We start from the raw sequence: 13,199 nt of genomic DNA on the forward strand, positions 1-13,199 counted from the left end.
TTTTGTCAACTAAAAAATAATGGAAAAGACATGTTAAAACTCTCTTTGGGCCCCTTGCTCTACTACTGGCCGCGCGCCACCGTCTTTGCGTTTTACCAGCAGATCGCCGGCACGGCCGTCGATATCGTGTACCTGGGCGAAACCGTCTGTTCGCGCCGGCATGAAGTGCGCCTGGCCGACTGGCTCGATATCGCCGACATGCTGGCCGCTGCCGGCAAGGAGGTGGTGCTGTCGACGCAGGCGCTGATCGAGGCGGGTGCGGAACTGGCGACCCTGCGCCGCATCACGGGCAATGGCCGCTACGGCGTCGAGGCCAACGACATGGGCGCCGTGCACTGCATGGAAAAGGGCACGTCCTTTGTCGCCGGTCCCCATTTGAACCTGTTCAATGGCCCCAGCCTGCAACTGCTGGCGCGCCTTGGGGCGCGGCGCTGGGTGATGCCGCTGGAAATGGGACAGACGGCGCTGGCCGAGATGCAGCGCCAGAAACCGGAAGGGCTGGAGACGGAGGTCTTCGCCTACGGCCGCATGCCGCTGGCGTTTTCCGCGCGCTGCTTCACGGCGCGCAACCGCAACCTGCCGAAGGACGATTGCGGCTACAGCTGCCTGGAAGAGCCGGACGGCCTGCTGCTGCGCACGCGCGATGAAGTGCCGTTCCTCGTGTTGAATGGCACGCAGACGCAGTCGGCCCTCGTCTATAACCTGGTGCGCGAACTCGACGCCATGCGCGACATGGGCGTGTCCGTGGCGCGCATCAGCCCGCAGGCCATGCATACGGAACAAGTCATCGCCATCTTCGACCGCGCCCGCCGCGGCCAGATCAGCGGCATCGGCGCCCAGGCCCAGCTGGCGGCCTGCCAGCCGGCCGGCGCCTGCGATGGCTACTGGCACGGCCAGCCCGGCATGGAACAGCACCAGCACGCCGCCCATTGAACGCATCGAAAGGAAGCACATGCAAGATCAACTGGAAAGATTGCCCGTCCCCGCCAAACCCGGTATGAGCAAGCCCGCCGCGTCGTACCGGCTGCCCGAACCGCTGGCCGAATTGCTGTCCAAGCTGCCGCCGTATCCCGCTTCCTGGCTGTTCGTGCAGGGCTTGAACCGCCTGCTGGCGCCGCAATTGCCCGACGACGTGCGAAGCAGCCTGGAAGGGCGCAGCCTGCGCCTGCGCTTGCTGGACGCGGGCATCGCCTTCGATTTCGAATGGCAGGGAACGGTGTTCGTGGCCGAGCGCTATGTCGACGTGCCGGACCTGTGCATCGCCGCCAGCGTGCATGACTTGATGCTGCTGGCGCGGCGCCAGGAAGATCCGGACACCCTGTTCTTCAGCCGCCGTTTGAGCCTGGAAGGCGATACGGAGCTGGGCTTGCTGTTCAAGAATACGCTCGATGCCATCGAGCTGCCGCCGTTCGACCTGCAGGCGCTGGGGCCGCGCCGCGTGCTGGCGCATCTGCGCGACCGGGGCGCGCGGGGAGGGTAAGTTGGGAGCTGGCGGGCTTCAATGGCGGCAGTGGCCGCAGGCGCCGCTGCACGCGGCCAGCTGTACTTCATCCGTCGCTTCGCCCATGAAGCCGGCGTCGTTGACGGCGGCCAGCAGGCGTTCCTGCGTGGCCAGGCGTTCGTCGAATTGCACCGTGGCGCCGTGGCGCGCCAGCGAGACGCAGACGGTCGCCACCCCCGTGACCGCTTCAAGCGCGCCCGTCAGCCTGTCGGCGCAGCCTTCGTGATCCATTCCAATGATATTCAAGCGCGCTGTCTGCATGGGTTCCTCTTGTTTTTCAGATAAAAAAAGAGCGTAGGCGAGGGGCAAGCATGCCGTCCAGAGCCGCACGCCAGATTTATTTTCTATTTGCGGTTTTATTGATCTGGATTAATTTCAATCGCTGCTGGCCAGCCTGAAAGTGCTGTTGTTTTATACACAGTTGCCGTATTCCAGTCGACAAGCGTACTCTGCTGCGCGATACTGTCATTCTGATAAGAACGCTGATGAAAGCGCTGGAAAGGAGGGGCCATGCGGCGCCGCCCCCTGCTCAAGCTTGCCGCCCTGTGGCCGTTGGGCGCTGCCGCCGCCGGCAAGTCGTCGCCGCAGCCGCTCGTGTATCCGCGCCACCAGGCGATCGATGATCCGCAGCAAGGTTATGTGACGGCCTTGCTGCAGCAGGCGCTGGCCCGTTCGGGCCAGGCCTATGCCTTGCGCCGCTCCGCGCTGCGCATGGTGCAGACGCGCGCCATGCAGGAGATCGCCACGGCGTCGGGCAGCGTCGACGTCGTCTGGACGATGACGAGCCGCGCGCGCGAAACGCAATTGCTTCCGGTGCGCATCCCCATCGACCGCGGCCTGATCGGCTGGCGAGTGGCCCTGATCCGGGCGCGCCAGCCGCAGCTGCTGCGCGACGTGCGCAGCATCGCCGCCCTGGCGCGGCTGTCGGCCGGCCAGATGAGCGACTGGCCCGACTCCGCCATCCTGCAGGCGAACGGCTTGCGCCTCAATACCTCGAGCACCTATGAAGGCCTGTTCCAGCAACTGGCGGCGGGGCGCATCGATTACTTTCCCCGTTCCGTGATCGAGGCGCAAAGCGAGCTGGCCAGCCATGCGCAATTGCCGCTGGCGCTGGACACTCACCTGGTCATCCGCTACCCGGCCGCGCTGTATTTTTTTGTCGGCAAGCACCGGCCGGAACTGGCGCGCCATATTGAAATCGGGCTGGAGAAAATGCTGGCCGATGGCAGTTTCGCGCAGCTGTTCCAGCGCCATTTCGGCCGCTTCGCCGATGGTTTGAAATTGTCCCGGCGCCACGTGCTGGAGCTGGCCAATCCGGACCTGCCGGAAGAGACGCCTTTGGTGCGCAAGGCACTTTGGTATCATCCAAAACATTACTAATAGTTTTACTGATCAGTGTCAAACATCCGCTTCAATCGTGCGCCCGATGTTTGATGAAACGCAAAGCGAGTTCAACAGAACACCTGTTGACACTTATAAAATTTTCGCCGAACATAATTCCACGTTGCAACACTTTTGCAATACGTTCCCAGCACAAGCGGTGATACGCCGGTGCCGTGCGGGACCCGTGCGCCCGTTCAACAGCCAGCTGCCGCCAGCCGCCGAACGCTCTGCTCCCTTGTAACCATCCGTTATCTTTTCGAAGGTTTTCCCATGCTCGAGTCGATCACGTCGGTATTGCACCAGGTCCCGGAATTGGCCCTGTTCCTGGCGCTGGCGCTCGGTTACGCGGTAGGGCAGATACGCTTCGGTCCCATCCAGCTGGGCGGCGTGTGCGGCACCCTGATCGCCGCGCTGCTGATCGGCCAGCTGGGCATCACGCTGGACGCCAGCGTGAAAAACGTTTTCTTCATGCTGTTCATCTTTGCCCTCGGCTACGCGGGCGGTCCCCAGTTCTTTGCCAACCTCAACGCCAAGGGCTTGCGCCTGGGTTTGCTGTGCCTGATCGAAGTGGTGGTGGTGCTGGCGCTGGTGCTGCTGGCCACGCGTTTCCTGGGCCTGGACCAGGGCACGGCGGCCGGCATGATGGCGGGCGCGGCGACGGAATCGGCCGTCGTCGGCACGGCCACGGACGCCATCTCGAAGCTGGCGCTGCCGGCCGCCCGCATCGCCGAACTGCAGGCCAACGTGGTCACCGCGTATTCCATCACGTATATCTTCGGCCTGATCGCCATCGTCATCGCCACCAGCCAGATTTTTCCGCTGTTGTTGCGCGTCAACCTGCGCGAGGAAGCCGATAAATTGTGGGAAAAGATGGGCGGCGCGCAGACCGATGGCGACGGTGTGCAGGCGACGCCGGAAATGGTGGGCCGCGCCTATCGCATCAGCCGTGGCGCGGGACGCCGTCTCGACGCCTTGCAGCATATTTTCGCGGGCCGCGCCAGCATCACGCGCGTGCGCCGGCATGGCAAGGTATTGCCCTTGGAACCCGCACTGCGCCTGCGCAATAACGACGAAGTGCTGGTGATCGGCCACCGTCCCGCGCTGGTGGCGGCCGAAGCCATCCTGGGCGAGGAATTTGCCGACACGACGGGCTTGAACATGGCGGTCTCCGCCGTCGAAGTGGTGCTGCAGCAAGCCGCGCTGGTCGGCCAGCCCTTGCGCCAGCTGGCCTTGCCTTCGGGCGTGCACGTGGCGGCCGTCGTCCGTGGCGAGCACAGCATGCCGCCGCTGCCCGACCTGACACTGCAGCGCGACGACGTGCTGCGCCTGTACGGCACGACGGAAGGGCGCGAACTGAACACGGCGCTGGCCGCCATCGGCAAGCGCGTGCCGACGGGCGACCGCAGCAATATCGTCTACGCCAGCATCGGCATCGTGCTGGGCGTGTATATCGGCGGCTTCAGTGCCAAGCTGGGCGGCATCCCGTTTTCGCTGGGCACGGGCGGCGGCGCCTTGCTGACGGGCCTCGTGTTCGGCTGGTACCAGGCGCGCAAACCGGGCATGCCGGGCATCCACCCGAGCGCGCTCGACATGATGAAGGATATCGGCCTGGCCACCTTCATCGCCTGCGTGGGCCTGGCGTCGGGGCCGCAGGCGATCGATCTGATCCGCCAGTACGGCCTGTCGCTGCCGCTGATGGGCGTGCTGATCGCCGTCATCCCCGCTTCGCTGTCGCTGCTGGTGGGCCACTTTTTTCTCAAGCTGGAAGCGCCCGTGCTCTTGGGCGCCATCGCCGGCCAGCAGTGCAGCACGCCGGCCCTGTCCGCCGTGCAGAACGCGGCCGGCAATTCCACGCCCTTGCTGGGCTACACGATTACCTATGCCATCTCGAACGTGGTGCTGCCCCTGTTGGGGCCGCTGATCGTGGCCCTGGCCGGCTCGGTGCACGCATGAGCGGCCTGCAAGAGCACAGGCAGTAAAGAATTCCTTCAACATGAAAGGCGGTCCGCATGGAATGGTTGCACGAGTTATTCAAGAAGTCGCCTGAAATTGCCTTGTTTCTCTCCCTGGCAGCGGGTTACTACATCGGCAAGATCAAGTTCGGCTCGTTCCAGCTGGGCGGGGTAGCCGGTTCATTGCTGGTGGCGGTCCTCGTCAGCCAGGTGGGCGTCGCCATCGATCCCGGCGTCAAGTCGGTGCTGTTCGCGCTGTTCATTTACGCGGTCGGCTATGAAAGCGGACCGCAGTTCTTCAATTCCCTGGGACGCCAGTCCGTGCGCGAAATCATCCTGGCCGTCGTGCTGGCCGTGACGGCGCTGCTGACGGTGGTCATCCTGGCCAAGATGTTCGGCCTGGACAAGGGCCTGGCGGCCGGCGTGGCGGCGGGCGGCTTGACGCAGTCGGCCATCATCGGCACGGCCGGCGACGCGATCACCAAGCTGGGCCTGGCGGCCGACGAGGTGGCGCGCTTGCAGGGCAACGTGGCCGTCGGCTATGCCGTCACCTATGTGTTCGGCTCGTTTGGCGCCATCATCGTTTGCGTCAACATCTTGCCGAAACTCATGAAACGCACCATCCGCGAAGATGCGATCAAGGCGGAAACGGCGCTGCAGGCGGGCGTGCAGGTGCTGGGGCCGGGCCAGACGCCGGCCGCACCGGACTTGATCGGCCGCATCTATGAAGTGGGCCCCGGTGCCGGGCGTTCCGTGGAGGAGATCGAAAGCGCCCATCCGAACACGGCCATCACCATCGAGCGCGTGAAACGCAATGGCCAGATCATCGACGTCAGCCCGGACCTGATGCTGGCGGCCGACGATATCGTGCTGCTGGTGGGCCGGCGCGAAGCCATGCTCAGCGTGTCTTCCCAGCTGGGCAAGGAATTGCTTGCCGTCGAAGGCATGGAACTGGTGATGCAGCGCCGCGACATGGTGCTGACCAACAAGGCTTACCACAACAAGACGGTGGGCGAAATCCGCAGCGCGACGGCGCCGGGCGTGCGTCACGGCATCTTTGTCGTGCAGCTGAGCCGCATGGGCAAGATATTGCCCATGCAGGCGGAAACCGTCGTGCAGACGGGCGACGTGGTAACCATCTATGGCGCCGAGCAGGACGTCAAGCGCGTGGCGGCCGAAGTGGGCTACATGATCGTGCCGAGCGCCAAGACGGACTTCGTCTACATGGGGGCCGGCCTCGTCGTCGGCCTGCTCGTGGGCTTGCTGGTGGCGCGCATCGGCTCGATTCCGCTGACCCTGGGCAGCGGCGGCGGTGTTCTGCTGTCGGGCCTGGTATTCGGCTGGTTCCGCGCCAAGCGCCAGACGTTCGGCTACATGCCCAGCGGCGCCGTGCAAATCCTCAAGGATCTGGGCCTGGCCGGCTTCGTTGCCGTCGTCGGCCTCACGTCCGGCCTGCAAGCCGTGCAAACCGTGCGTGAACACGGCCTGACACTATTCGGCGTCGGCGTGGTGGTGACCATTCTGCCGATGATTTTGACCATGCTGATCGGCCGTTACATCTTGCGCTATGACAACGTGGCCGTGTTTGCGGGCGCCTTGTCCGGCTCGCGCAGCGCCAATCCCGCGTTCGGCGAAGTGCTGAACGCGGCGCAAAACTCGATTCCCACCGTACCGTTTGCCATCACGTATGCCTTGGCCAACGTTTTCCTGACCTTGCTGGGGCCGCTCATCGTGGCCTTCGTTTGAGTCTGCAAGAACCCTGCACATTGTCTGTCTAAAGGAGTAGCACACATGGATTTCAGTAACCCAAGCAAACTCGCCCTGTTGAGCCCATTCGAATTGAAGGATGCGCTGATCCAGACGGCCAAGCAAAGCAACCGTTTGATGCTCAATGCGGGCCGCGGCAACCCGAATTTCCTGGCCACCACGCCACGCCACGGTTTCTTCCAGTTCGGCCAGTTCGCCATGACGGAAGCGGAGCGTTCCTATGTCTACATGGACGACGTGGGCGGTTTCCCCACGCGCGACGGCATCGAGGCGCGCTTTGAAATCTTCGTGCGCAAGCATGAAGGCAACCCGGGCGTGCATTTCATCGAGGCGGCCGTGTCGTATGTGCGCGACCAGCTGGGCTTGAGCGCGGGCGACTTCCTCTACGAGATGTGCGAAGCCATCCTCGGCTGCAACTATCCCGTGCCCGACCGCATGCTGCGCCTGTCCGAGAAAATCGTCGGCCAGTATATCCACCGCGAAATGGTGGGCGACCATCCCTTCGTCGGCAACTTCGACATGTACGCCGTCGAAGGCGGCACGGCCGCCATGACGTATCTGTTCGCCAGCCTGAAATCGAACCACATCATCCAGGAAGGCGACACGATCGCCCTGGGCATGCCGATCTTTACGCCGTACATCGAAATTCCCCAGCTGAACGATTACAAGCTGAACACCGTGCACATCGATGCGCCGCAATCGAACAACTGGCAATTCACGAAGAAGGAACTGGACAAGCTGCTGGACCCGAAAGTAAAAGCTTTCTTCCTCGTCAACCCCAGCAATCCGCCTTCCGTCAAGATCGATGACGACACCCTGGAATACATCGCCAAGATCATCAAGAAGCGCCCGGACCTGATCATTCTGACCGATGACGTGTACGGCACCTTTGCCGACAATTTCGTCTCGCTGTTCGCCATCTGCCCGTTCAACACCATCCTCGTGTATTCGTTCTCGAAATACTTCGGCGCGACGGGCTGGCGCATGGGCGTGGTGGCCACGCATGAAGACAATGTGCTCGACGCCAAGATTGCCAAGTTGCCGGAAACTATCAAGAAGCAGCTCGATGCGCGCTATCACTCGATCACGACGGAGCCGCGCGCGCTGAAATTCATCGACCGCTTGGTGGCCGACAGCCGCACCGTGGCGCTGAACCACACGGCCGGCCTGTCCACGCCCGTGCAGGCGCAGATGACCTTGTTCTCCCTGTTCTCGCTGATGGATGAAGAGCAAAAGTACAAGCAGTCGATGAAGCGTATCGTGCTGCGCCGCAAGGAAGCGCTGTACCGCGAGCTGGGCTTGCCGATGGTGCACGACGCCAATTCCGTGCGCTACTACCACCTGCTGGACATGGAATCGCTGGCCGCGCAAATGCATGGCGTGGAGTTTTCGCAGTGGCTGCTGAAAAAACTGAAACCCAACGAAGCGCTGTTCCGTCTGGCCGAGGAAACGGGCGTCATCCTGTTGCCTGGCCGCGGCTTCGGCACCACGCATCCATCGGGCCGCGTGTCGCTGGCCAACCTGAACGAATACGACTACGCCAACATCGGCCGCGCCATCCGCAACATGGCGTCCGAGTTCTTTGCCGTGTTTGAAAAGGAAAAAGAGAAGGGCGGCAAAAAGGCCAAGAAATAATTAGTTTAGTAAAGGCTTGACCGCAACGGGTGTCCCGCAAGAGGCGCCCGTTTTTATATGCCAGTCCCGGTAACCAATAGTGCAGGCTGGAATGGACATCCATAGCTATAATTGCTATTGTGAAAGTATAAACATGGCAACCCCGTGCTTTCCCCTCATTCATTGACTGGACGCTACATGGGCAGATTGCAAGGACATTTATCATTATTGCTGGCCGGCGCGCTGGGCGCGGCCATGCCCGCCGTGGCCGAACCTCTGACATTCAGCGAAGCGCTGCAACAGGCAGCCGCCGCTTCGGGCACCGTGCAGGGCGCCGCGCTCGACGTACGGGCAAAAACACTGAAGGCGGAAGCCTTGTCGAATATCGACGGCCCTTCCGTGGACTTGACGGCGTTTCGCGGCCGCTTGTCGACGGACCTGAGTATCGATACGAGCGGCCTGGCCGGCGTGGTGGGCGGTATCGAATCCGTGCTGCCGCCGATTCCCGGCTTGCCGACGCCGCACATTCCCAATTCCCTGAACCGCGAAGTGGTAACGGACCTGACGTCGTTCGGCTTGCTGGGCATGTGGCCCATCTACACGGGCGGGCGCCTGGACGCCGTCAAGGGCCTCGCATCGAGCCTGACCCTGGCCGCGCAGGCCGAGCGCACGGAAGCGGAAGAGCAGCTGGCCACCCTGGTGGCGCAGCGCTATTTCCAGCTGCTGCTGGCGAAAAGAGTGGTGGCCGTGCGGGCTGAAGTGACGGCCGGCGTGACGCAGCACCAGCGCGACGCGGCCAGGCTGGAAAAGGGCGGCCTGATTTCGCGCGCGGAACGCCTGCGCGCCGACGTGGCCCTCGACAGCGCCCGCAGCGACGAGGCGCAGGCGCGCAGCGACGAGGAAATCGCCCAGGTGGCGCTTGACCGCTTGCTTGCCGTCAACACACAAGTGCTGCCCAGCACGCCGCTGTTCGTCAACAGCTTGCCCGTCGGCACCTTGCAATCGTTTATCAGCACGGGCATGCGCGAAAACGCGAACTGGAAAAAGATCGACAGCAAGCGCGTGCAGGCCGAGCAAGCGTTGAAGCTGCACGGCAAGGAATACGCGCCCACGGTCTTTGCCATCGGTAACTACAACTTAAATCGCGGCAACGAAAAGCTCGTGCGCTCGAACTGGGCCATCGGCCTGGTCGTGTCCGTGCCGCTCGTGCACCGCATCAATACGGGCAAGATGATCGCCGCCGCCAAGCTGGACCAGGAGCGGGTGGAAGTGGTGGCGCGCCAGGCCGAGCGCGACATTCCCACCCTGATCGAGAAGAACTGGCGCGCGCTGGAAAACGCCCGCATCCAGTATTTGTCAACGGCCTCGTCGGTGGAGCTGGCGCGCGAGAATATCCGCTTGCAAACGGTGGCTTTCCAGCAAGGGCAAGTGACGTCGCTGGAAGTGGTCGACGCGCGCCTGAACCTGGCCAAGGTCGAAACCCAGCGTGCGCAGACGGCCTATAACTATGTGATGGGGCTGGCGCAATTGCTGGAAGCGACGGGCGAAACGCAGCGCCTGGGCAGCCTGGCCGCCGCGGCCGATATCCAATTACCTGTGGACAAATAATAATGAGTACCTCCAAAAAACCATTGGCCATAGTCGCCGCCGTCATCGTGCTGGCCTTCGTCGGCTGGGGCTTGTACCAGGCGCTCCAGTCGCAGCGCCTGCCTTTGCAGGGACAGATGGATGCGCAGGAAGTCAATGTCTCGTCCAAAGTGCCGGGCAGGGTGGGCGAGCTGTACGTCAAACTGGGCCAGACGGTGCCGAAAGGTGAGCTGCTGTTCCAGCTGACGAGCCCGGAAGTGGATGCGAAGATCGCCCAGGCCACTGCCGCCACCCAGGCGGCCGATGCCGTGGCGCAAAAGGCGCAAGCGGGGGCGCGGCCGGAAGAAGTCGCGGCAGCGAAAGCCAACTGGGAGCGGGCGCTAACGGGGGCGACCATCGCCAAAACCACGTACACCCGCGTCAACAATATGTTCGAGCAAGGCGTGATCGCCCAGCAGAAACGCGACGAGGCGCAAGCCCAATGGCGCGCCGCCGACCAGCTGGCGCAGGCTGCCCGCGCGCAATATGACATGGCGCAAAAGGGCGCCCGTCCCGAAGACAAGACGGCCGCCGCAGCCCAGGCGCGCCAGGTGGGCGCCGTGCTGACGGAAGCACAGATCGCCCTGGCCGAAACGAAGATCGCCGCGCCGGTGGCGGGCCAGGTCAGCAAGATCCAGATACAGCCGGGCGAACTGGCGCCGCAAGGTTTCCCCGTGATCACCTTGGTGAACCTCGACGACGCCTGGGCCGTGCTGCAAGTGCGTGAAGATGAAATGGCCGCGTTTGCCATGGGCAGCACGCATACGGCGAATGTGCCGGCGCTGAAACAGCAACTGAGTTTCAAGGTCAGCTCCGTCGCCGTGCTGCCGGACTTCGCCACGTGGCGCGCGGCCCGTCCGGGCGGCACGGACTTGCGCACGTTTGAAATTCGCTTGCGTCCCGCCATCAAGGTCGAGGGTTTGCGCCCGGGCATGTCGGTCGTGTTTCCACCGCTCTGATACTAGATGAACGAAGCGGATAAAGAGCCGGTTTCGGCGCTGGCACGCGAGTGGCGGCGCTTGCGCGGCGACTTCTGGGATTTTGGCATGCTCAGCTGGATTCCGGTCGTGCTGTGCGGCATGCTGTGGCTGGTGTTTTCCGCCGGCATCGCGCGCGACTTGCCCATCGTCGTCATCGACAACGATAACTCCACCCTGTCGCGCCAGCTCACGCGCTGGCTCGACGCTTCGCCCGGTGTCCAGGTGGCGGCGAAAGTGGCGTCCAGCGACGAAGCGCTGCATCGGCTGCGCGAACGCACGGCGTACGGCTATTTGCTGATCCCGAACGATTTCGAGCAGAAACTGCTGGGTGGCCGCCAAGCCACCGTGCAATGGCTGTACAACGCGCAATTTTCCTCGCACGCGGGCGCCTTGCTGCGCGACGTGCGCACGGTCAGCACGACCTTGTCGGCCGGCATCGAGATGACGGCGCGCGCGAAAAAAGGCATGTCGGGCGTGCAGGCTGCCGCCCAGTTCGAACCGATACGCACGACCTTGAACAGTTTATACAACGAAAACATCAGCTATGAAGCGTTCCTGACTCTGGCGCTGATGCCGGCCATGCTGCAGATTTTCATCGTCGTCGCCATCGTCACGAGCATCGGACGCGAGTTGCGCGACGGCACTGTGCCGCGATGGCTGGCCTCGGCCGATGGCAGCTGGCTGCGCGCCATCGGCGCCAAGCTGCTGTTTCCCCTCATCGCCTATTGCGCGCTGGCGCTGCTGTACTTGCTGTTTTTCAGCCTGGCGCGTGGCTGGGCCGTGGCGGGCAGCTTGCCGGCGTTAATACTGAGCATGCTGCTGCTGGTACTGGCCTATTGCGGCCTGGCCACCTTGCTGATCGCCGCGACATTATCCCTGCGCCTGGCCCTGTCGGGCGCGGCATTTATTACCGCACCGGCCTTCGCGTTCGCGGGCCAGGCCTTTCCCTTGATGGCCATGCCGGCGCCGGCGCGCGCCTGGGCGGAAGCCTTGCCGCTCACGCATTATCTGCAGCTGCAAACGAAGTACTGGCTGGCCGGCGCGCCATGGCGTTATGGCGTGCAGGAAATGCTGATTTTGGCCGGCTTTGCCATCGGCTGCGGCGCCGTGGGCGTCTTCCTGCTGGCGCGCCGCGCGAATGCGCCTGCCGCCTGGGGACGCGCATGATGTGGCCGGCCTTTCTCGCCACCTGGCGCGCCATGCTGACGGACAAGGGCGCGCTGACCTTGCTGTTCATCGGCGGCATCATTTATTCCTTCTTCTATCCTTTGCCGTACTCGACGGAAATCGTCCAGCGCGTACCCGTGGCCGTCGTCGACCAGGACCGCAGCGCCATGTCGCGCCAGCTGACGCGCTTCGCCATGGCCCATCCATCGCTGCAAGTCGTTGCCGTCACGCCGGACCTGGCCGTCGCGCAAGATTTATTGTGGCGCGACGAAGTCATGGGCGTGCTGATCATTCCCGACGGCTTGCAGACGGACGTGCTGGCCGGCCGCGCGGCCCACGCGCAAGTGGCGGGCAACGGCTTGTATCTGATGCTCAACAAGGTGGCCTTGAACGGCCTCGCCGAAGTGGTGGGCACCGTGTCGGCCGGTATCGAATTGAAACGTCTGGGGGCGGGCACGCCATCCACCATACAGGCCAACCAGCAGCGCTCGCCCATCGCCTTTGACGCCGTGCCCCTGTTTAACGTCAAAGAAGGCTATGGCGCGTATGTCGTGCCGGGCGTGGCGACCTTGATCGTGCAGCAGACCTTGCTGATCGGCATGACCATGCTGTTCGGCACCTGGTACCAGCGCAAGAGTTTCCCTGTGGCCGGCAAGCGCACGGTGGGCGGATATATGGGCATGCTGCTGGCGTTTGCCTGCGTGGCGTTTTTGAACTGCTGCTATTTCTTCGGCTTCGTCTTCTGGTTCCAGGATTACCCGCGTGGCGGCAACTTTGGCGGCATGCTCTTGCTGCTGGTGCTGTTTTCGCTGGCGGAAGCGGCCTTCGGCATGCTGCTGGGAATGCTGTTCCGCACGCGCGAACGGGGCACGCAGCTGATGATCGCCACGTCGATGCCCGTGCTGTTCCTCGCGGGCCTGACGTGGCCCGTGTCGTCCATGCCCGTCGTGCTGCAATGGCTGCGCTGGCTGCTGCCATCGACGGCCGGCATCCAGGGCTTTGTCGCGCTGAACCAGATGGGCGCCTCGCTGTACGAAATCCGCCATGAAGTGGCGGGCTTGCTGGCCTTGCTGCTGGCCTGCGTGGCGCTGGGCTGGTGGCGCTGGCGCAGGCTGGAGGAAACCGTTGTTGATTTGAACAAGGCGAAGGCACTTGATATGTAATAATTTCATACCCGGGGTCAGACCCGCCGGGTCTGACCCCATCTAA

At 63.3% G+C, this 13,199-nt stretch carries 11 protein-coding genes; 10 read left to right on the plus strand and 1 reads right to left on the minus strand.

Features of this window, described 5'->3' with window-relative positions; all coding sequences use genetic code 11:
• Positions 1-30: 30 nt before the first annotated feature.
• Together ubiV and ubiT are read left to right on the plus strand one after the other, a co-directional pair.
• Positions 31-933, plus strand: coding sequence for a ubiquinone anaerobic biosynthesis protein UbiV (gene ubiV / locus IGS55_RS12980; RefSeq protein ID WP_230517447.1), 903 nt, complete (start codon positions 31-33; stop codon positions 931-933).
• Between the two features lie 19 nt (positions 934-952).
• Positions 953-1,480: a ubiquinone anaerobic biosynthesis accessory factor UbiT gene (gene ubiT, locus IGS55_RS12985; protein WP_128139813.1), complete on the plus strand. Its 528-nt coding sequence runs from the start codon at positions 953-955 to the stop codon at positions 1,478-1,480.
• An 18-nt stretch (positions 1,481-1,498) separates the two neighbouring features.
• Here the strand turns inward: ubiT and IGS55_RS12990 are convergent, their stop codons facing one another.
• On the minus strand, positions 1,499-1,762 hold the full coding sequence (locus IGS55_RS12990) for a heavy-metal-associated domain-containing protein (RefSeq protein ID WP_230537214.1): 264 nt from the start codon (positions 1,760-1,762) through the stop codon (positions 1,499-1,501).
• Positions 1,763-2,011: 249 nt separating this feature from the next.
• Here IGS55_RS12990 and IGS55_RS12995 point away from each other — a divergent pair, with 249 nt between their 5' ends.
• The 8 genes from IGS55_RS12995 (at position 2,012) to IGS55_RS13030 (ending at position 13,153) form a co-directional block, all read left to right on the plus strand.
• The gene (locus tag IGS55_RS12995) at positions 2,012-2,881 is read left to right on the plus strand and encodes a substrate-binding periplasmic protein (RefSeq protein WP_230517450.1); all 870 of its coding nucleotides are present in this window, start codon (positions 2,012-2,014) and stop codon (positions 2,879-2,881) included.
• A gap of 273 nt (positions 2,882-3,154) precedes the next feature.
• Positions 3,155-4,837, plus strand: a complete 1,683-nt coding sequence (gene aspT, locus IGS55_RS13000) for an aspartate-alanine antiporter (RefSeq protein WP_230517451.1) — start codon at positions 3,155-3,157, stop codon at positions 4,835-4,837.
• Positions 4,838-4,893: 56 nt separating this feature from the next.
• Positions 4,894-6,582, plus strand: coding sequence for an aspartate-alanine antiporter (gene aspT, locus IGS55_RS13005; RefSeq protein ID WP_230517452.1), 1,689 nt, complete (start codon positions 4,894-4,896; stop codon positions 6,580-6,582).
• 45 nt (positions 6,583-6,627) lie between these two features.
• A complete protein-coding gene (locus IGS55_RS13010; protein WP_070304267.1) occupies positions 6,628-8,238 on the plus strand; it encodes a bifunctional aspartate transaminase/aspartate 4-decarboxylase in 1,611 nt (536 codons plus the stop codon).
• Between the two features lie 177 nt (positions 8,239-8,415).
• A complete protein-coding gene (locus tag IGS55_RS13015; RefSeq protein WP_230517453.1) occupies positions 8,416-9,825 on the plus strand; it encodes a TolC family protein in 1,410 nt (469 codons plus the stop codon).
• Between the two features lie 2 nt (positions 9,826-9,827).
• Positions 9,828-10,802 carry an HlyD family secretion protein gene (locus IGS55_RS13020; protein WP_230517454.1) on the plus strand — a complete coding sequence of 325 codons (975 nt, stop codon included), beginning with the start codon at positions 9,828-9,830 and terminating at the stop codon, positions 10,800-10,802.
• Between the two features lie 6 nt (positions 10,803-10,808).
• The gene (locus tag IGS55_RS13025) at positions 10,809-11,990 is read left to right on the plus strand and encodes an ABC transporter permease (RefSeq protein WP_230517455.1); all 1,182 of its coding nucleotides are present in this window, start codon (positions 10,809-10,811) and stop codon (positions 11,988-11,990) included.
• Positions 11,987-13,153: an ABC transporter permease gene (locus IGS55_RS13030; protein ID WP_230517456.1), complete on the plus strand. Its 1,167-nt coding sequence runs from the start codon at positions 11,987-11,989 to the stop codon at positions 13,151-13,153. Before IGS55_RS13025 ends, IGS55_RS13030 begins: the two co-directional genes overlap by 4 nt.
• The last annotated feature ends 46 nt before the right edge of the window (positions 13,154-13,199 follow it).

Origin of the sequence: Janthinobacterium sp. EB271-G4-3-2 (assembly GCF_020858035.1) — a bacterium.
Taxonomy (GTDB): domain Bacteria; phylum Pseudomonadota; class Gammaproteobacteria; order Burkholderiales; family Burkholderiaceae_D; genus Janthinobacterium; species Janthinobacterium aestuarii.

What these genes read in the sequence shown, in the direction of transcription:
- ubiV (WP_230517447.1), top strand. Translation starts at nt 31, where the DNA reads ATGTTAAAACTCTCTTTGGGCCCCTTGCTCTACTACTGGCCGCGCGCC.
- ubiT (WP_128139813.1), top strand. Translation starts at nt 953, where the DNA reads ATGCAAGATCAACTGGAAAGATTGCCCGTCCCCGCCAAACCCGGTATG.
- IGS55_RS12990 (WP_230537214.1), bottom strand. Translation starts at nt 1,762, where the DNA reads ATGCAGACAGCGCGCTTGAATATCATTGGAATGGATCACGAAGGCTGC.
- IGS55_RS12995 (WP_230517450.1), top strand. Translation starts at nt 2,012, where the DNA reads ATGCGGCGCCGCCCCCTGCTCAAGCTTGCCGCCCTGTGGCCGTTGGGC.
- aspT (WP_230517451.1), top strand. Translation starts at nt 3,155, where the DNA reads ATGCTCGAGTCGATCACGTCGGTATTGCACCAGGTCCCGGAATTGGCC.
- aspT (WP_230517452.1), top strand. Translation starts at nt 4,894, where the DNA reads ATGGAATGGTTGCACGAGTTATTCAAGAAGTCGCCTGAAATTGCCTTG.
- IGS55_RS13010 (WP_070304267.1), top strand. Translation starts at nt 6,628, where the DNA reads ATGGATTTCAGTAACCCAAGCAAACTCGCCCTGTTGAGCCCATTCGAA.
- IGS55_RS13015 (WP_230517453.1), top strand. Translation starts at nt 8,416, where the DNA reads ATGGGCAGATTGCAAGGACATTTATCATTATTGCTGGCCGGCGCGCTG.
- IGS55_RS13020 (WP_230517454.1), top strand. Translation starts at nt 9,828, where the DNA reads ATGAGTACCTCCAAAAAACCATTGGCCATAGTCGCCGCCGTCATCGTG.
- IGS55_RS13025 (WP_230517455.1), top strand. Translation starts at nt 10,809, where the DNA reads ATGAACGAAGCGGATAAAGAGCCGGTTTCGGCGCTGGCACGCGAGTGG.
- IGS55_RS13030 (WP_230517456.1), top strand. Translation starts at nt 11,987, where the DNA reads ATGATGTGGCCGGCCTTTCTCGCCACCTGGCGCGCCATGCTGACGGAC.